The organism is Syntrophomonas wolfei subsp. methylbutyratica, from assembly GCF_001570625.1.
Taxonomy (GTDB): Bacteria; Bacillota; Syntrophomonadia; order Syntrophomonadales; family Syntrophomonadaceae; genus Syntrophomonas; species Syntrophomonas methylbutyratica.
On record NZ_BBQT01000001.1, the window covers coordinates 127,225 to 147,383 of the forward strand.

Annotated in this window: 15 protein-coding genes; 2 read left to right on the top strand and 13 right to left on the bottom strand. The window is 48.8% G+C overall.

From position 1 onward, the window contains the following. The first annotated feature begins 3 nt into the window (after nucleotides 1-3). Together AWB54_RS00595 and AWB54_RS00600 are read left to right on the top strand one after the other, a co-directional pair. Entirely contained in the window at nucleotides 4-780 is a 777-nt protein-coding gene (locus AWB54_RS00595; RefSeq protein ID WP_061212707.1) for an electron transfer flavoprotein subunit beta/FixA family protein, read from the top strand. Then, on the top strand, nucleotides 781-1,743 hold the full coding sequence (locus AWB54_RS00600; RefSeq protein WP_061212708.1) for an electron transfer flavoprotein subunit alpha/FixB family protein: 963 nt from the start codon (nucleotides 781-783) through the stop codon (nucleotides 1,741-1,743). A gap of 193 nt (nucleotides 1,744-1,936) precedes the next feature. Here the strand turns inward: AWB54_RS00600 and rpoN are convergent, their stop codons facing one another. From rpoN to AWB54_RS00665, 13 genes are all read right to left on the bottom strand, one after another. After that, nucleotides 1,937-3,322, bottom strand: a complete 1,386-nt coding sequence (gene rpoN / locus AWB54_RS00605; RefSeq protein ID WP_061212709.1) for an RNA polymerase factor sigma-54 — start codon at nucleotides 3,320-3,322, stop codon at nucleotides 1,937-1,939. Between the two features lie 296 nt (nucleotides 3,323-3,618). Then, nucleotides 3,619-4,566 (bottom strand): DNA-binding protein WhiA, encoded by a 948-nt coding sequence (whiA, locus tag AWB54_RS00610; protein WP_061212710.1) that lies wholly within the window; start codon nucleotides 4,564-4,566, stop codon nucleotides 3,619-3,621. 180 nt (nucleotides 4,567-4,746) lie between these two features. After that, nucleotides 4,747-5,697, bottom strand: coding sequence for a gluconeogenesis factor YvcK family protein (locus AWB54_RS00615; protein ID WP_061212711.1), 951 nt, complete (start codon nucleotides 5,695-5,697; stop codon nucleotides 4,747-4,749). Then, nucleotides 5,698-6,582, bottom strand: a complete 885-nt coding sequence (gene rapZ / locus AWB54_RS00620; protein WP_061212712.1) for an RNase adapter RapZ — start codon at nucleotides 6,580-6,582, stop codon at nucleotides 5,698-5,700. After that, entirely contained in the window at nucleotides 6,546-7,337 is a 792-nt protein-coding gene (locus tag AWB54_RS00625; protein WP_082735928.1) for a PHP domain-containing protein, read from the bottom strand. Before AWB54_RS00625 ends, rapZ begins: the two co-directional genes overlap by 37 nt. Nucleotides 7,338-7,420: 83 nt before the next feature. Continuing rightward, complete coding sequence (locus AWB54_RS00630) at nucleotides 7,421-8,443, bottom strand: bifunctional phosphoglucose/phosphomannose isomerase (RefSeq protein ID WP_061212714.1); 1,023 nt, start codon at nucleotides 8,441-8,443, stop codon at nucleotides 7,421-7,423. A 297-nt stretch (nucleotides 8,444-8,740) separates the two neighbouring features. Beyond that, complete coding sequence (locus AWB54_RS00635) at nucleotides 8,741-9,742, bottom strand: ROK family protein (RefSeq protein WP_061212715.1); 1,002 nt, start codon at nucleotides 9,740-9,742, stop codon at nucleotides 8,741-8,743. A gap of 458 nt (nucleotides 9,743-10,200) precedes the next feature. Next, a complete protein-coding gene (locus tag AWB54_RS00640) occupies nucleotides 10,201-11,022 on the bottom strand; it encodes a Cof-type HAD-IIB family hydrolase (RefSeq protein WP_061212716.1) in 822 nt (273 codons plus the stop codon). Nucleotides 11,023-11,404: 382 nt separating this feature from the next. Continuing rightward, complete coding sequence (locus AWB54_RS00645; RefSeq protein ID WP_061212908.1) at nucleotides 11,405-11,764, bottom strand: phage holin family protein; 360 nt, start codon at nucleotides 11,762-11,764, stop codon at nucleotides 11,405-11,407. A gap of 243 nt (nucleotides 11,765-12,007) precedes the next feature. Then, a complete protein-coding gene (uvrC, locus tag AWB54_RS00650; RefSeq protein ID WP_061212717.1) occupies nucleotides 12,008-13,816 on the bottom strand; it encodes an excinuclease ABC subunit UvrC in 1,809 nt (602 codons plus the stop codon). Nucleotides 13,817-14,121: 305 nt separating this feature from the next. Beyond that, a complete protein-coding gene (gene uvrA, locus AWB54_RS00655) occupies nucleotides 14,122-16,962 on the bottom strand; it encodes an excinuclease ABC subunit UvrA (RefSeq protein WP_061212718.1) in 2,841 nt (946 codons plus the stop codon). Beyond that, nucleotides 16,959-18,956, bottom strand: coding sequence for an excinuclease ABC subunit UvrB (uvrB, locus tag AWB54_RS00660; protein ID WP_061212719.1), 1,998 nt, complete (start codon nucleotides 18,954-18,956; stop codon nucleotides 16,959-16,961). The genes uvrA and uvrB overlap by 4 nt, the downstream gene beginning before the upstream one ends. Then, nucleotides 18,943-20,106, bottom strand: a complete 1,164-nt coding sequence (locus AWB54_RS00665) for a hypothetical protein (protein WP_153014626.1) — start codon at nucleotides 20,104-20,106, stop codon at nucleotides 18,943-18,945. The genes uvrB and AWB54_RS00665 overlap by 14 nt, the downstream gene beginning before the upstream one ends. Between the last annotated feature and the right edge of the window lie 53 nt (nucleotides 20,107-20,159).

The following is a 20,159-nucleotide window of genomic DNA, read 5'->3' on the forward strand; positions in this document are numbered from 1 at the left end:
TTGATGCCCCGAATTATTGCTTGTTATAAATGGGTAGTTGACGAAGCCTATATAAGAACCGACAGCTCGCCGGAGCTGGATTTGGAATATGCTGATAAGAAAATGAGCGACTATGACCGCAATGCCATTGAAGCAGCCATGCAGCTCCATGAAAAATATGGCGGCAGCGTGGCAGCCATTACCGTAGGTCATCCTGACGATACCAAGGGAGTTAAGGATGCCCTCTCCCGCGGCCCGGAAAAAGCCTATTTTATTAATGACCCCTCTTTTGAGAATTTGGAGCCGGCGCAAACCGCAGCTATTCTCGCTGATGTCGTCACTGCAAAAACAGAATATGACCTGATCATCTGCGGTGAGGGATCGAGCGACCTTTATGCCCAGCAAGTAGGCCCGCGCCTGGCTGAACTTCTCGATATTCCATGCGTTACCATGGTAAGCAAGATAGAATTGGCAGGGGAGCAGCTCATTGCCGAGCGCAAAGTAGATGATGGTATCGAAACTGTTTCGCTAAGCCTGCCTGCTCTCTTAACGGTATTGCCGGATATTAATTCTCCGCGAATACCGGGACTCAGAGATACCCTGGCGGCTTCCAAAAAACCAGTAATCGAAATCGTCAAAGATGAACTGTCCGGAGATTTTACACCCTGCCTGCAAGTCCTGGCTAGCTTCAAAGCCAATATGGAACGAAACGGGCAGAAACTAAGCGATGAAGCCGCAGATATCGCGCTTCTGCTGGATACTCTTCAAAGCAAAGGAATAATTGCTCGGGGGGTGAAATAGATGGCGGGAATTTGGATTTTTGCTGAAGACTACGAACATAATCTCGAACTAATACAGGGGGGAAAGGAACTGGCCCAAAAGCTGGCCGGTAAAATCGTGGTTATCCTTCCCTATAATTCCGGGAACGATGAAAAAGCCCATGACTGTATTGCCCGTGGTGCCGATGAGGTACTCTATCTCCCTCCCCTGACCGAAGATGGGGATTTTATGGCTTGTATTCCGCTAATAGTCGCCGAAGCTTTACAGGAAAAACCTGATATTTTCCTTATCGGTTCTTCTTTACGTGGAAAAGAGCTGGCAGCCCGAATTGCTGCCCGTTTAAACACCGGTTTGTGCAGTGACTGTATTTCTCTAAAGCCAAGTAATGACAACCAGAGTTTGATAATGGAGCGGCTTATCTTTGGCGGCGCAGCGGTACAAAGGGTTGCTATACCCACCCGCCCCCAAATGGCCACCATTCCTCCCCGTCTCTTCTTCCCTGCTGCTGTGCAGGAGGGAAGAACAGGGAATATACGGGAACTGCCACCTGCGCCTCCATCGAAAGTAAAAATTCTGGGGAAAAAGACCCGAACCCATGAATCCGCTGCCCTTACTGAGGCTAGAATCCTGCTCTGCGCGGGCCGGGGAGTGGAAAAGGAAGAAGACCTCTCCCTCGTGCGGGAACTGGCTGATTTACTGGGGGCAGAAATAGGCTGTACCCGCCCTATTTCCGATGAAATGCATTGGCTGCCGGAAGAATGCTGTATAGGCCTTTCGGGAATACAGGTTAAACCGGAGCTTTATATCGGCATCGGGGTTTCCGGTCAGATTCAGCATATTACCGGCATCCGTGATGCTCGCATCATCTGTTCCATAAACAATGATGAAAACGCTCCCATATTTGCTGTCTCCGACTATGCTATTCAAGGAGACCTTTATAAAGTTCTTCCCCTAATGATTGAAGGACTTAAGAAGTCAAAATAAGGTGTCAGGGGAGGTGTCAAGGGGACGACCCTTTTGATACCTAACCCCTCACTCCTTACTCCTCACCTTTCACACTAAAACCTTTTACGTACCCGTTCCGAGCCGGGACAGGGTTTTTTCAGCACGGATGGCAAATCATGGTCGGATGTAACCGGGGTTTTTGAAGCAGGCAAGGGGACGGTTCTGTTGCCTGCTAAAACCTTTTGCGTGCAGTGGTAGCCGGGATGCCCATTTCCTGACGGTATTTGGTCACGGTTCGGCGAGAAATACGATAACCCCGTTTCTTCAAGAGCTTGGCAATGGCTTCATCACTCAAGGGCTTTAAGCTATCTTCCTCGGCAATAATCTCCTCTACCTTGCGTTTAATACTCTTGCTGGAAACCTTCTCTCCACCATAACAAGACTCCAAACCAGCCCCAAAAAAATACTTCAATTCAAATAAGCCCTGTGGAGTTTGAATGTACTTGTTGGTAGTGGCACGGCTGACCGTTGATTCATGCACATCAACTATTGTTGCCACTTGCCGGAGATTAAGCGGTTTTAAAAACTCGATACCTTTGTCCAGGAATTCGCTTTGTACATCAACAATACAACGGGCCACTTTATACAGAGTCATACGCCTCTGCTCTATACTGCGGATAAGCCATATCGCTGAACCCATTTTATCCTCCAGGTATTTTTTGGCATCCTGAGGAAAGGAGTCAGGCTGACGCAGGATATTTCCATAAAGTTGATTAACCATCAAGCGCGGAAAATGGAAATCGTTTACAATTACTATGTACTCACCCTCTACTTTTTCCACAAATACATCGGGAATTATATATTTGATTTCATCAATATTGCTGTATTGCAATCCGGGCCGGGGATCCAGGGTTCGGATTAAGTCGGATATTTCCTGAACCTGGTGAACTGGAACCGAAAGGGACTGAGCAATTTTATTTAGCCTGCCCCGGGCCAGGTCATCCATGTGCTGTTCAATAATTACCCGGGCCAGAAAACTCTCCTTGCCATAATGCTTGAGTTGCAGCAAAAGACATTCCGGCAGGTCCCGAGCCCCAACACCGTGGGGATGAAAAGAATGAACCATCTCCAGAACTTCCTCTACCTGTTCCAGGCTAACCTCCAAATGAGATGCCAGTTCCTTCAAATCTATACCCAGGTAGCCATTCCTATCAATACTGCCAATTAAATAGTTCCCTATTGCCAACTCATCCCGGTTCTTGCAGCTCAAGCGCAGTTGGAATTCAAGGTGTTCATAAAGGCTGGGTCGCCGGGCAAAAAAGTTTTCAAAGGATTTTTCTGCTTCTGCTTCTCTGCTTAAAAAGCCAATGTCGCGGTCATTGTAATATTCAAGCCAATCTTCCAGTTTACTATCGCTGTTATCAGCAGCCTCCTTTTCGTAGTCCACATTTTCTTCAGACTCTTTCTCCTCCAAAAAAGGGTTCTCTTCTAACTCTCTTTGAATATACTCGTTTAATTCCAGGGTGGACATCTGCAATATTGCAATAGCCTGACGCAATTCAGGCGTCATCAGTAGCTTCTGTTGTTGCTGAATAGAAATATCCTGAACTAATTTCATGTTCTTGTCTCCCCTTATATCTCTCTAGTACTATATCTATCTATAATTAAGTATAATGAGGTGAAATATATCTCCCGCTTCTTTAGGCGGTCAGGTTCCTATTAACAAAACAGGCGGCGGGTTCTAATCCCCCTCCTCGCTGCAGTGGTGTGTTGAAACTGCTCCGCAGTTTCTTCCGATGCTTTAAATACTCCCCTGAAAATAACCTATCCTTAGTAAACTATAAAAAATATTCTCCACCCGCCGGATAATATCCTGCCTTTCTTGCACAATAATAGCTTTACAAAAATGGAAGTTTAATCTTCCTGCAGTATCTCCTTTATCGTTTCCTCCAGTTTTCGCATCCGATAGGCCACTCCGGACTTGCTCAAGGGCGGGTTCAATAAAGCTCCCAGTTCCTTCAAACTAGCATCACTATAGCTCATCCTCATTTCCGCCAAATCCCGCAAGTTTCCCGGGAGAATTTCTAAACCTTGCTCTTCCAGCAGTCTCCTAATCAGTTCAATTTGCCGCAGCGAGGCATCAATGGTTTTGCTAAGATTGGCTGTTTCACAATTGACCTGTCGGTTGACATTATTGCGTACAGATTTGATAATGCGGACATTTTCAAAGTTCAATAAGGCTCTACTCGCCTCCACCACTCGTAAAAAATCTACGATTTTTTCACTTTCTTTGAGATAAACGACCAAATAGTTTTTTCTCTCCACCAGCCCAGGTTCCAGGGCAAATTTATCCAGCATTTTCTGAACAGCAAGAGCCATACGGCTATCATTCAAGAGCAATTCCAAATGGTATTCTCCTTCGGGGCGATTAATGGAACCACGGCTTAAAAATATCCCCCGCAAATAAGCCCGCTTACAGCATGTCCGCCCCAGCAACGAACGGTTAAGCACTGAAGTTGTTTCCTTTTCCCGGAGAAGAAGAATCTCTTCCAACTCTTTATTCAGGGCTTCATCTTCTCCGTCCAGGAGTACATTGACTTCATATATTCGTTTCCTTTTAAATCTCTTTTGTTCTAATGCCTTAACCGTTGATGGTACTTGATAATTCTCTTTGAGCAGGGTAATGATTTTCCTGGCGGTAGCTGCGTTGTCTGCTTGCACTCGCAGAACCCGCCGGCCATCTTCGCCTCCAACAAGATCTCCACTGATGGCCAGCAATGCTGCCAGTTCTGCCTTGCGGCAACATTCCTTCTCCGGAATAATCCGGGCCAGCTCATTTCTAACATCACTGGAAAAACTCATAGCTGCTCCTTTTTCCCGATTACGGCTCTGCTACAAAACGCCTTTTGTTGCATAATGATTGTATAAATATACCAGCAAGCGTTGGCGAAGCATGGATACAGCACCCTGCGGGTACTCCTGATGCTCCCTTCGATCGCTTTCAAGGTTGCTGAGCATTATATTTATACAAGCTTTACCACATCATAGGTTCATAATAACCCGAGCCAATTTCTCCGAGTCATGCCAGGCCAGATCAGAATCAGAAACCAGGTCCGCCTCAATAAGCTTGATACCCATAGCTTCAATTACCGGACGATTAGAAAGCACCGGAACCGCTTGCTCCCCTCGATATCTTTTCAATATCCCTTCATCAATAACCCCATTGTTGACGATTACGTATTCAACAACGGACTCTGGCAGGTATCTCATTATCACCCGCAGATGATCGGCAGCAGTAAAACTATCGGTCTCCCCGTGCTCGGTCATGATATTGCTGACATAGACCTTCCGGGCTTTGGATCTTGCTAGGGCAAAGCCTATCCCTTCTACCAGGAGATTAGGAATAATACTGCTGTACAAACTGCCAGGACCGAGGACTATTATGTCAGCTTCCATAATGGCTTCCAGAGCATCCGGCACCGGCAGGCATTTTTCCGGTACCAGAAATAAACTCTCGATTTCTCCCCCATAGTTCCTAATGGATGTCTCACCATATATCAACATCCCGTCTTTCATACGAGCTCCCAGGGCCACATGTTCCAGAGTGGCTGGCAATACCCGGCCACGAACCTTCAGTACCTTGCTTACTTCTTGTATAGCGGAGATAAAATCCCCCGCTATTTCGGTCAGGGCAACCAGCAGCAAATTACCCAGATTATGGCCCTTCAAACTTCCCGGATGGTTAAAACGGTGCTGAAACACTTTGTCCATGAGCGTCTCCGTCTCCGCCAGGGCCACCAGGCAATTACGAATATCCCCAGGTGGCAGGACTCCCATCTCTGCCCGCAGGCGCCCGGAGCTTCCTCCATCATCGCTAACCGTTACCACAGCCGTCAGGCGGGAAGTGTAGTTTTTTAATCCTTTTAACAGAACAGACAGTCCCGTCCCCCCACCTATAACCACCACTTTTGCTTCCTTCTCAACTACTATCATTTATTCCTCCGTCTTGTGTTTTGCAATATCTCTATGCCTGACGATTACATTATATCCCATCTTCTCTAGCTGTTTTCCGGTATAATCCGCTAAAACCACCGAGCGGTGCTGTCCGCCCGTACATCCAATAGCAAGGGCCAGATTGGTTTTGCCCTCTTTAATATAATACGGAATAAGGTATTTTAAGAGGTTTAAAAAACGCCGCGTAAAGGATTTGGTGACCGATGAGTCCAGTACATAATCTATTACCATGGGGTCTTTTCCCGTCATAGTTCGCATAAGCGGGTCATAAAAGGGATTGGGCAAAAAACGGACATCGATTACCAGGTCGGAATCCATAGGCAGGCCCAGCTTATAACCAAAAGAGACTATGCTGGCCGAGAAACGAAGCGATTCATTCTCGCTATAGCGAAGATCCAATTTTTCCTTAAGTTCTCGTGGACTGAGATTGGAGGTGTCAATCAAGAAGTGCGCTTTACCTCTTAATTCCTGCAGTATTCTTCTTTCCTCTTGGATGGCCTCCAGCAACCGGGAGGAACTGCCCAGGGGATGGCGGCGGCGGGACTCTTTGAATCGTCTAATCAGAACCTCATCCGAAGCTTCCAGGAAAATAATCTGGTAGTTGATTTGGCTATCTTCCAGTTCCTCAAGTACCAAAGACAAATCCGGAAAGAAATCCCCTCCCCGAACATCGATAACCAGGGCCACCTTTTTTATGCCTGCGGATTGCATGCTCAATTCAATAAACTTAAACATTAATGCCGGAGGAAGATTATCTACACAGTAATAGCCGACATCTTCCAGGCAATTTATGGCCTGGGTTTTCCCGGCTCCAGATAAACCAGTAATTATGAGTATCTGCAGTTCTTCATTTTTTTCCCCCATTGTGCATAACCTCCCCCTGCTTCCAGGTTTACCACCCTATCAGGGTCAATCTTCAGCTGTTCAAGTACCTTAGCACCATAATCCAGCTCCCCCACCGTTTCTTCAAAATGGGAATCGCTGTTTACTATAAAGCAAGCCCCCGCCCGTTCTGCTTCCATTATATCAGAAATATCGGGATGCTCATGAGCACAATTTATTTCAAACAAAACCTCTTTCTGGGCACAAGCCTCGGCTATTTCCTGGACATCCACCGTAAAAAAAAGACCCGGGTGAGCCAAAATATCTAAATCCGGGTTTTGGCAAATGGCCTCTTTACATGCCTTGGTATTGGCATTGATAGCCTTTTCCCGCTGCGCTGCCCCCAGATGACGCAGCGAATTGCGAGCAAATAAATCCCAACCATCCTTGATTGTGCTTGGCAAAGTATAGGGATGCATACCGGCAATGAGCAGGTCTAAATCCTCAATAACGCTCGGAGGGATATCCAGAGTTCCCTGCAAATCCCGAATATTGGCCTCAGCCCCGAGCAGAACCCGCGGTCCCTCCTTATCCCAGCAATCCTCGTCTATCCTCTCTCTTATCTTTGAGTATTCACCGGCATTATCCACCCCGATAACCGCCGCCAGAGGACCGTGGTCAGTAATCGCTACCTCTTTGAGACCTCTCTTTCTCGCCGCCGCAGCAATATCTGCCTCACTTTGCCGCCCATCGCTATGCCGGGAATGGGTATGATAATCACCATAGAACTCCATCATAAAACTCCTTGAATCCAATATATCAAGGGGACAGCCCCGGTTTATAACTATTTATCAAAAGTGCGCTTTTCCCGACAGCTTTATTATTTAGCCAGTTCCCCCTTTAAATAATCGATTAACGCCACCGGAGTCGGGTTTATTCCGTTTTCCAAAGCCAAATAAAAGCTGGCATAGTCTCCGGTATAACAGAGCGAATAGAGCCGGGCCAGGAATGATTCGCCCCGGCTTTCTACCTCAATAAAACCCTTAACCCGCTGCTTGATTATATCCCGGCTTATTTCCATCCGCCGTTTTACCCGCTCATGGTCAAAACGGTCTTTCAATATAACTACAAAGAGCCGGGATACAAGTTCAGCAGGAACTTCAAATCCGACAATCTCGTTGTGGTTGAGCTCGGGGAAAATATGGTAATAAGCCGGACTCTTGGCATTCTCGTTAATCTGAGCTTTCCAGCGCAGGGCCGCCGCCTCGGAAATTCCGCTGCTGCCCCAGATTATCGGGATACTATCCTTAAGCTCCCGGGCTATTTTTTGAGCCGGGTTTTTCTCTATTTCGATTTCCGGATGAAGTGAATCACGGATATCCCGTAAAACCTGGACACATTCCTCCAATTCGTCCCTTGCACCGGCTACTATCTCCAGCTTTTCCAGCAACAAGGCCAATGGAGCAAAGAGATAGCCGGTAGCTGCTCGCGGTACCAGACCAGCCGGTACTTTTACCACCGGCTTGCCATCCAGCCGGGCCATCTTCTCCAGTTCTCCCCCACTGCTAAAGCAGACTATGGCTGCCCCCCGTTCCCGCGCTTGCCGGTAAGCGCTCAAGGTTTCTTCCGTATTCCCGGAATAGCTGACCGCGTAGAAAAGGGTCTTCTCCCCCACAAAGGCGGGAATATTATAATCGCGGTTTACCACTACCGGTATACTGGCTTTTTGTAGTGCAAAAGTACGCAATATATCCCCACCAATGGCTGATCCCCCCAGGCCGGTAACCACAATATTTTCATAGGCTGAGCGGTAATCCCCGGCAAAGTCGAATTCCATCTTGAGGCTTTCGGCAAACTGCTCCGGCAGGTGATACAGGTAGTCCCTCATTTTCTCGACTGTCATATCAGCTTCAACCTTCCTTTCCCAAGTACTTCCAATACTTTTATTTATGCCACCCTGGTTCTACTGCAAAAACCCTGTTTTCGGGTATATGCCCACCACTACATATGGTGCTCAAAACCTCACCATTATACTAGATATGGCGGTTCTAATTTTGAAAAATGACTTTTTGCAGTGGAATCAACCCTTATCCGTCCCCTGTCTTCCAACATCTGACACCTGATGACCGATGACCTATCCCCCGTCTTCCGTCTTCCGACATCTGACGACTGACGTCTTATACCCCCCTATGTCCGATGCCTATCTTCCGTCCTCCGTCTTCCGCCTTCCGACATCCGCTATGCATCCATAAAGCACTACATCCTCCCCCAGGCGAGTAACCTCTATCCGCAAATCCCGGGCATTAAGCGGGAAAACTTCCGCCTTAACCCTTTCCCGCAGCGGCTCCAGAAGAAGGTCTTCCCAACCCAGGCTTACGGCCCCGCCCAATACTATTTTCTCGGGATTGAATATATTAACCAGGTTGCTCAGGGCTATTCCCAGATAATCTACCACCTGAGCTACAATGGTCCGGGCTTCCCTATCTCCCCGGCGGGCGGCTTCTCCCACCTCTTTGGCCCCGGCCGTGCCCAGGTCGAAAGATATTCCCTGTCCTTTTCCCTCCTGCCCAAGTTCCTTCGCCATCTGCGCTATGGCGGTTCCTGAAGCCTGAGCTTCCAGGCAGCCCCGCCTTCCGCAGCCGCAGGTTCTCCCCCCGGAATCCACTACCATATGCCCGATTTCTCCGGCTCCCCCATTTTGACCCCGGTAAAGCTGGCCTCCTAGCATTATTCCTCCGCCGATTCCGGTACTAACAGTAATATAGAGCAGGTTCTGGCAGCGCTGCATCTGGCCAAAATAATATTCTCCCAAAACAGCCATATTGGTGTCTTTCTCCACCAGCGGCTCCCAACCCAGCCGGGCTTTCAATTCCTCCTTAATGTTCACCCGGTTCCATCCCAGATTGGGCGAATCCCAAACCACCGTATCCGGAAACGAAAGCGGCCCGGGAGTAGCTACTCCTATAGCCATAATCCTATCAGCTGTTTCCGCCTCTGCTTTTAACATTTCCTGAACCCCGGTTGCTATACGATCCAGAATATCTTCCGGCCCCTTTTCGCACTGCGTGGGAAACTTCAGGCGGCGCAAGAACTGCCCCTCAGCTGTAGCAATAGCCATCAGCACTTTGCTTCCTCCCAGATCCACACAGAGAATCAAATCCCTGTTATTCGGCTTAATTATGCGGGGGGCTTTTCCATGCATCTTTCCTTTGTCGATATCCGTAACAATCCTGCCCCCCTTACATAAACAACATAACTATGGTTCTTCTGCAAAAAGTTATTAATTCTCATTGGCTTGCATAAATATACCGCTCCAGCGTCCTTAATAGCGACCGAAGGGAGCATCAGTTGTGCCCGACAGGGCGCTTCGCATGGGCAACACCTGCGGCTTGTCTCGCGGCTCAAGGGGTACCGCGCTAATCTCCCATCCATGGGAGGAAGCGCTCTCGCGACATCCTGTCGCTCGCCCCCTTTCGCCTGCTCGCCTTCGCCGGGTGTTGCATCCATGCTTCGCCAACGCTCGCTTTGTATATTTATGCAACCCTTATGCAACAAAAGGGGTTTTTGCAGCGGAGTCAACTATGATTAGTACAAAAATAGCCATCAGTTTATCTTCCCCGGCTTTTCATCCTTCTATTATGACAGGTATAAGCTCACACCTTAACCCTTATTACTGTTCTTATCAAGTATTAATTCATGCAATACCCGGGCTACTCCATCTTCCTCATTGGAAGGGGCCAGATAATCAGCGGCTTCTTTTACTACTTCCGGAGCGTTGCCCATGGCTACACCAATTCCGGCCCACTTTATCATAGCCAGGTCATTATAACTGTCACCAAAGGCCAGAACCTTTTCCCGAGGAATACCAAAGTAACGAGCCAGCATCTTTAAAGCCAGCCCTTTATCAACGGAACGCTTCATTACCTCCAGGAAAACCGGTTTAGAACGGGTAATATACAATTCTTCCCCGTAACGCCGGTTCAATTCTTCTTCTATCGATAGCATCAGCCTTTCATCGAAAATAGAGGCTAATATTTTAGGTGTATCTTGCTCCCGCGAAACAGCTATGAGGTCATCATGAAACCAGGGCTCCATTCCGGATAATTCCGCGTAATATTGTGCTTCCGGGCTCCATCTCTCTATACAAAAACAATCATTAAAATAGCTCTGGTAAAATATCCCTCGTTCTTTAAAAAATATCATAATCTCGGTTGCCAGCTTGCGCGGCAATGGCTCATAATAGAGAACCTCCTCGGAAAGCGAATTTTTTACCAGGGCTCCTTGATAGGTGATTAATGGTATATCTACCTTTAATTGTCGGGCATAGGGCACGGCAGAGCGAAACATGCGCCCGGTAGCCAGCGTTACTTTAACTCCTTTTCTTTGCACCTGGCTGATAGCTTCCAGACAGGATTCCGGTATCTTCCAGGTAGAATCCAGCAGGGTATCATCCAGATCAATTGCAACCAGTTCTATGGACATCTTTTTCCCCCAGTTCGACAGGCATGGGGACGGTTCTCTTGCCTGTTTAAGGGGGACAGGCATGGGGACGGTTCTCTTGCCTGTTTAAGTACTACATGAGCAGTATAAGCATATTAAAAAATCATCACCTTGACAGAAAAGCCGAGCAGAGGCCCGGCTTCCCGTATAAATATTTTAAATCAATAGCTGACTCTGCTGCAAAACCTATTTTGATGCAGAAGGGTTGCATAAATATACAAAGCGAGCGTTGGCGAAGCATGGATGCAGCACCCTTCGGGTACTCCTGATGTTCCATCCTGCGGGTGTCACTATTAAGGTTGCTGAGCGGTATATTTATACAAACCAATAAACATTAATAACTTTTTGCAGTAAAATCAATATCTTAATTCCTGAATCTAAAGGTCTTGTCATCGATAAAGAAGCTGATTATAAAACTGATGATACTGATAAGCAAAGCACTGACAATAGCCCAGCCGAAGCCATGAATATCAAAACCCTTGACGGTTGCCGAGGTTATCCACAGCATTACACCGTTAATAACAAAGGTGAAAAGCCCTAGCGTAACAATATTCAGAGGTAAGGTCAAGATAATCAACAACGGCCGGATTACCGCATTTACTATTCCCAGAAATATGGACCCGACAATAGCCCCCCAGAGCGTAAGTTCGAAATTCTCTAACAAAGCAGCAGTAATAACAATAGCCAGGATATTTAAAAACCACCTGAGCACCCAACCCTGCAAACAAGCCCCCTCCTTTCTCGCTTTAAGTATCGGAAGAAACTGCGGAGCAGTTTCAACACATAATAATCTCTTTCTTAAATCATACGGAATTTTCTTGCTTATTCCAACAGCTTTTTTCTCCACTTCGACTTATTTCCCGGGAAATATTCCGATAAGTGGAGTTTTCAACAAGCAGACTGGCGAAAGGAGGCGAATTGGGCGGAGCAGTGAGCAACAAAACCAGGTTTTAAATTTTTATTAGACTTATAGGTTCTGATTTTGGAAGAACTCTACTACCGCCAGCGCCGCTTTCCGGTTCATTCCCGGAACGGTTGCTATTTCATCCAGTGAAGCTTCCTTAATTTTGGCCACCGAAGTGAAATGAGCCAGCAGATTATTCTTTCTCTGCTTCCCTATTCCCGGTATTTGGTCCAGGGCGGAAGACCTGATTTTTTTTGCCCTTCTTTTCCGGTTATATTCAATAGCAAAACGATGAGCTTCATCCCGAAGCCTTTGCAGTAATTGCAGTCCATTATCCCGGGCCGCCAATACCAGCGGCTGGCTTTTACCTGGCCGGTATATCTCCTCATTCTTTTCAGCCAAACCAAACATCGGGATATCCAGATTCATTTCCTGCAAAACTGCTGCCACAGCATTAACTTGCCCTAATCCACCATCGACCAGTATTAAATCCGGCTCAGGCAAAAAAGCCGGATTAGCCTGGCGGGCATTCTCCAAACGCCTTCTTACGGTTTCAGCCAGTGAGGCGGTATCATTATTCTGTTGAGTTCTGATTTTAAAATGGCGATAAGCCTTTTTTTCCGGCTGGCCTCCGACAAAAACCACCATAGAGGCCACTGTTTCCTCCCCGGCCAGATGAGATACATCAAAACATTCCAGGCGATTAGGTACAACTTCCAGGTCCAGGACCCGCGCCAAATGTGAGAGGGCGGAGAACTGCTTATTTTCTTCCCGCTGCTTTTCCTCCAGCAACAAACGAGCATTTTCCAGCAGCATGTTGAGAACCTGTTTCTTTTCTCCTCTTTGCGGAACCCGGAGTTCTACCCGGTGGGAGACCCTGGATTTCAGCCAGGCCTCCACCAGTTTGGACTCGGAAGGCAGGTGGCTCAAGAGTATCTCCGGTGGAATATCCGGGTTTTCATCATAATAGTGTTTAATAAAAAATTCCATGGTTTCATTCTCATCTTCTTGGATAGGGCGCTTCAGCCAGAAGGTATCTTTGGCCACTATCTTTCCCGAACGGACTTTAAAAACCAGGACCAGGTTCTCCTTTTCCCCGCTTAGCATCCCCACCAGGTCCAATTCATAAGGTGAAGCCAGCTCAATCTTTTGTTTTTCCCCCAACTGGCGCAGGGATTGGATCTGATCCCGCAGGCGAGCGGCTTTTTCGAACTCCAGACTCCTGGCGGCCATAGCCATTTCTTTTTCTTTTTCCCGGACTATCTCTTGAAAATCACCCTCCAGAAAAGTGATTAAGGCTTGAACCTTCTGGCTGTATTCTTCTTCTGAAATTTCACCGCTGCAAGGAGAGAGGCATTTACCCATGTCGCGGTTGAGACAGGGCCGGCGCCGGGACTTCATAGTCCGGCAACTGCGCAGCCCGAAAACGGCGTTGAGCAGCTTGAGCGTATCGCGCAAGGAAGTAACATCGGTATAAGGTCCAAAGTAGCGTGATATTCCGTCTTTTTTCTCCCGAGCCAGATAAACCCGCGGAAATTTGTCAGCGACAGTGACTTTGATGTAAGGATAGCTTTTATCATCGCGCAAATCGATATTATACCTGGGCTTATAGCTTTTTATAAGGTTGTTTTCCAGAATGAGAGCTTCCATCTCACTGTGGGTGACGATAAAGTCAAAATCACTTACCCAGGCCATCATCGCCTTTACCTTGGGATGCATTCGCTCCGGGGCCTGAAAATAGGAGCGCATTCGCTGGCGAAGAACCCGGGCTTTTCCTACATAGAGCACCTGCCCCTCCCGATTTTTGAACAAGTATACTCCCGGTTGGAGCGGCACCTTTTTTAATCTTTCCTTCAGCATCTCATCACCCATACTTCCCTCACCCCATGCCCCCGATTCTTGTATAAATATACCGCTCCAGCGTCCTTAATAGCGACCGAAGGGAGCATCAGTTGTGCCCGACAGGGCGCTTCGCATGGGCAACACCTGCGGCTTGTATATTTATGCAAGCCTTCTATATCAACAGGAGTTTTACAGTAGAGTCATAACTAACTCCTGAATACCCCCTACGTCCTCCGTCTTCCGTCATCCGTCCTCCGTCTTCCGCTCCGTCCTCCGTCTTCCGTCATCCGCCCTGTCATCCGCCTTCCGACCTCCGACTTCCGTCTTCCGCTCCGTCATCCGTCATCCGTCATCCGTAAGGCATCTTGCAAATACTTGCCGGTATAAGACAAGGGGTGCTTGGCCAATTCCTCCGGGGTCCCTTCGGCTACAATATAACCGCCTTTTTCCCCGCCTTCCGGCCCCAGGTCGATTATATGGTCAGCGGATTTGATCATATCCAGGTTATGCTCAATAACCAGTACGGTATTTCCATTATCTACCAATCTGTTTAGTACCGTAAGCAAATGTTTAACATCTTCCTTATGCAAGCCGGTGGTGGGCTCATCCAATATATACAGGGTCTTGCCGGTCGAACGTTTGGAGAGCTCGGTGGCCAGTTTCACCCGCTGGGCCTCGCCGCCGGAAAGACTGGGGGCCGGCTGGCCCAGTTGGATATAACCCAGGCCCACATCCTGCAAGACCTTGAGTTTACGATAAACCCGCGGGATATTTTCGAAAAGCTCCACTGCTTCATCTACGGTCATTTCCAGTACATCCGCAATAGTTTTACCCCGGTATTTGACCTCCAGGGTCTCCCGGTTATAGCGTTTGCCCTTGCAGACCTCGCAAGGTATATAAACATCAGGCAGGAAATGCATTTCTATTTTTATTATCCCATCTCCGGAACAGGCCTCGCAGCGTCCTCCCCGCACATTAAAACTGAAGCGTCCGGGCCGGTAACCGCGCAGGCGTGCTTCTCCCGTATGGGAAAACAGCTCCCGGATACCATCGAAAGCCCCGGTATAAGTAGCCGGATTGGAACGGGGAGTGCGTCCGATAGGGGACTGGTCAATATTTATTACCTTATCGATATTTTCCATCCCTTCCATCTGCCTATAACTGCCGGGACGATGCCGGCCTCCATGCAGTTCCTTCATCAAAGCAGGGTAGATTATATCCTCCACCAAAGTACTTTTGCCGGAACCTGAGACACCGGTAATAAGCACCAGTTGGCCCAGGGGAATGGCGACTTCAATCTCTTTCAGGTTATGCTCCGCCGCCCCTTTCAGCAGCAGTTTTTGCCCGTTTCCTGCACGCCGCCGTGAGGGAATGGCTATTTCCAGTTTTCCGGCCAGGTATTGGCCGGTCAGCGATTCTTCCGCAGCCATAATGTCTTCCAGCCGTCCTGCGGCCACTACCTGTCCTCCATGTATGCCGGCCCGGGGGCCGATATCCACAATATAATCCGCCGTTCTAATCGTATCTTCATCATGTTCCACTACGATTACCGTATTTCCTAAATCCCGCAGCCGCTTCAGCGTAGCCAGCAGGCGATCGTTGTCGCGGGGATGCAGTCCGATACTTGGTTCATCCAGCACATAGAGAACCCCTACCAGGCTGGACCCCACCTGGGTGGCCAGGCGGATGCGCTGGGCTTCACCCCCGGAAAGACTCCCCGCTGCCCGGTCCAGGGTCAGGTAATCCAGCCCCACATCCACCAGAAAAGTCAGCCTTTCCCGGATTTCTTTTATCACCTGCCGGGCAATAAACAAGTCCCTCTCGTTCAGCTCCAATTGGCGGAAAAAATCCAGGGCATCCCTTACGGAAAAAGCGGTAACCTGGTTGATGTTCTTTTCCCCCAGCAATACCCATAAAATTTCGGAGCGCAGCCGCTTTCCCCCGCAGGCCGGGCAGAGGGTGGAACTCATATATCTTTCGATATCTTCCCGGGCCGCCTCGGATTTGGTCTCGTGGTAACGGCGCTTAAGATTGTTGAAGACCCCCTCGTAACTGGAGCGAAAGCTGCCGGTTTCTCCGTAAGAATTGGTATAAACTATCTCAAAGCGCTCCTTACCGTTTCCATATAAAATAGTTTTAATTTGTTTGGAGCTCAACTCCTTTAAAGGACTATCTACAGGGATATTATTCCTGGCCGCCATAGCCGCCAGTATCTGGTTATAATAAGTGTGAAAGTTCCTGGACCAGGGGATTACCGCCCCCTGCTCCAGGCTCTTGTTCATATCCAGCAGCAAATCCGGGTCAATTTCCCGTTTCTCCCCCAACCCATCGCATTCCGGGCAGGCCCCGAAGGGACTGTTGAAGGAAAACATGCGGGGACTGAGCTCCGGCAGGCTGAACCCACATTCCGGACAGGCAAATTCCCGGCTGAAGAGAATTTCTTCCTCATTGCCATCTTCCTGGAGCAAGCGGGCTTTAACTATACCCTCTCCCAGTTCGAAAGCCAGCTCCAGGGATTCCGCCAGGCGGCTCCTGATGCCCTCTTTCAGCACCAGGCGATCAACCACCGCAGCGATATCATGCTTCTGGTTTTTAGCCAGAACAATCTCCTCATCGGCCGTGTACTCGAAGCCATCCACCAGCACCCTTACGAAACCGTCCCGGAAGAGGTTCTCCAAGACTTTCTTATGCTCCCCCTTTTGCCCTTTGATAATGGGCGCGAGCAGTTTGAGCCGGCTTCCGGCAGGCAGGGCGAGCAAACTATCCACTACCTGGTCCACCGTCTGTTTTTTGATGGGCTGCCGGCAATGGGGACAATGCGGTTTCCCCACCCGGGCAAAGAGCAGGCGCAGGTAATCATAGATTTCGGTCACCGTCCCCACCGTGGAACGGGGATTATTGGAGGTGGATTTCTGGTCAATGGAAATGGAAGGAGAAAGCCCTTCGATATGGTCAATATCCGGCTTGTCCATTTGCCCCAGAAACTGCCGGGCATAGGTGGAAAGCGACTCCACATAACGCCTCTGTCCCTCGCTGTATATGGTATCGAAAGCCAGGCTGCTTTTGCCCGAGCCCGATACTCCGGTAAATACCACCAGCTTATCCCGCGGTATCTCCAGGTCAATGTTCTTCAAATTATGCTCCCGCGCACCTTTTATTATAATGCGGTTTTTCATCTTTTCCCCCGTCTCCTGCTTTTCTTGACCGGTTGCTGCAACTCCCGAATACTGTCCCGTAAGCGGGCGGCCTTTTCAAATTCCAGGTTTTCTGCCGCCCGGTACATATCGGCCTCCATTTCCCGCAAGAGCTTTTCCCTCTCCTCCCGGGGCATTTTTTGAAAATCGCGGATATCGTATTCCACCGCTTCTTCGGCAATAGTTGCTTCTACCGGAGCATATATGGCCTTCCTGATGCTTTCCGGAGTAATATGGTGTTCCCGGTTATACTCCAGTTGTTTTAAACGGCGGCGGTTGGTTTCATCTATAGCCGACTTCATTGAGGGGGTGATTTCATCCGCATACATTATCACCTTGCCCTCAACATTGCGGGCGGCCCGGCCGATAGTCTGAACCAGCGAGCGGGCTGAACGAAGAAATCCCTCTTTATCAGCATCGAGTATGGCTACCAGGGCCACTTCCGGCAGATCCAGACCTTCCCGCAGCAGGTTTATCCCCACCAAAACATCAAAAACTCCGCTGCGTAATTCTCTCAAAATCTCCAACCTTTGCAGGGCGTCTATGTCCGAATGCATATAACGCACCTTCAAACCTGTATCAGCCAAATAATCCGTCAGGTCTTCCGCCATCCTCTTGGTCAGGGTGGTTATCAGAACCCGGTAACCCTTATCCACCACCGCCCGGGCCTCAGCCATAAGGTCATCTATCTGATTCTGGCTGCTCCTGACCTCCACCTCCGGGTCAACCAGTCCGGTCGGGCGGATAATCTGCTCACTCACCTGTACGCTATGCTGTAATTCATAATCAGCCGGGGTGGCACTGACATAAATCACCTGATTAACCTTCTCCTGAAATTCAGCAAACTTTAAAGGCCGGTTGTCCAGAGCGGAAGGCAGGCGGAAGCCAAAATCCACCAGGTTTTGCTTGCGGGAGCGATCTCCCTCGTACATACCTCGAATCTGGGGCACGCCAATATGGGACTCATCGATAAAGAGCAGGAAATCATCCGGGAAAAAGTCCAGCAAGGTATAGGGCGGCTCCCCAGGGGCTCGTCCCGTAATATAACGCGAATAATTTTCAATCCCCTTGCAATAACCTATCTCTCTTATCATTTCCAAATCATAACGGGTCCTCTGCTCCAGCCTCTGCGCCTCCAGCAGCTTGCCTTCCATTTTGAAACGGGCCAACTGCTGCGCCAATTCTTCTTCGATTTGCCCGGCGGCCTCCAGCATGCGTTCCCGGGTGGTGACAAAATGGGAAGCAGGAAATATCATGCTATGCAAACGGCGGCCTATGATTTCCCCGCTCAAGGGGTTAAATTCGATAATACGATCGATTTCATCGCCGAAAAACTCCACCCGGAGAGCATTCTCATTGGAGGAGGCGGGAAATATCTCCACCACATCCCCGCGAGCCCGGAAGTTCCCCCGGAAAAACGAAAAATCATTGCGTTCATAATGGTTGTCCACCAAACGGCGTAAAAGATCATCCCGGGCTATTTCCATTCCGGGACGCAGCGATACCGCCAGGGAGTAGTAATCCTCCGGAGCACCCAGGCCATAAATACAGGAAACGCTGGCTACTATTATCACATCGCGCCTCTCTAAAACGGCAGCCGTAGCCGAATGGCGAAGCTTGTCTATCTCATCATTAATAGAGGAATCCTTTTCAATATAGGTGTCAGTCTGGGGAACATAAGCCTCCGGCTGGTAATAATCATAGTAGCTAATAAAATACTCCACGGCATTATCCGGGAAAAACTGCTTGAACTCGGAATAAAGCTGGCCGGCCAGGGTTTTATTAGGGGCCATAACCAGGGCCGGTCGCTGCAGCTCTTCTATAATCCGGGCCATAGTAAAGGTCTTACCGGAACCGGTTACTCCCAAGAGGGTCTGGTCACGAAATCCTGCCGCCACTCCGTCCAGAAGCAGCTTTATCGCCTGGGGCTGGTCTCCGGTCGCTTGATAGGATGAATGCAATTTAAACTCCCGCATAATATAACCCCCTTTCAATGCCACTATAAAAAACACTTGGAGGCTCAGAACCCAACTCTTGCTCTATCTCCATTCTTTTCTTATCGACAGAATCATAGTCCATATAGCTCGCATTAATCTTTTTAATCTTTTTTACCGCCAGGCCGGCATTCTCCAGTTCATCTTGCACCTGCAAGAGCATGGCTTCATGGTTGCGGTAAGCCTGGCTGTTTTTCATCCCCAGCAGTCTGCAGTCATAATCATTGAGACATTTTCCCAGGTCCACCAGCAGGTCGCAGGGTTTCAGCTTAATCTCCATCTCCCCGATATCTATCAAAGCCGTCTGGGAACTGGTGATTATCACCATCAATAGCCTTTCCGGCTCCAACCCAGAGTGATAATATTCCAGGAACTGCCCCTTTTCTGCTGCCTTGCGGGCCAACTCCGCAATCATGGTCGATTTCCCGCAGCCCTCAGGTCCCTTGAAAATATACCTTTTCCGGCAGGGGGTACTGAGTTCCTCCATATAGCTGATTATACCGTCAGCAGTCACCGCATTGGCAAAATAATGTCTTTCCCGTACTTCTTCCTCTGCCAGGCGGGCTTCGAGCTCCTGAAAAATCTGATTGAATTTGCTGTTGTCCAGTTGGCGAGCGGTTAGCTGTCTTAGCTCTTCCCTGGTCTGGATAACGCTTTTTAAAATATTATAGGCTTTGCTATGGTGCTTTTCTACTCTTTGCACCAGTTCCAAAATCTCCCGGCTCTTTTCGGCTGCCGCATTTCTATCCCGATAATCTTCCAAATTGATTATTTCCGCTCTCCCTGCGGGATAGCCGGGGTCAATGGTAATAGGCAGACTGCCATTAACTACCGCCGCCTCCACTTGGGGTAAGTATATTCCCTCCGGATTAAGCGGATTCAGGGCTGACAACCATACCTCCACTTCATAACCCTGTTCGGCCATGGATTGACCCAGAAGCCGCAAAAAGCTGGATTTCCCCGTGCCGGCGGGACCTTTCAAAATAAAAATTTTCTGCAGCCCCGCCAGCAGTTCCGGCATAAAGCTGCAGTAACCTCCGGCAGTATTGCTGCTAGTAAAAACATAACGAACTTTTCCCTGCTTGCCCAGCATAAACAACTCTCCCCATGCCAGTTTTTTTAGTCTATTCATTTTGCATCCAAAGTGTGAACAATTAGTAAGGAAAGTCGACAGGCAAGGGGACG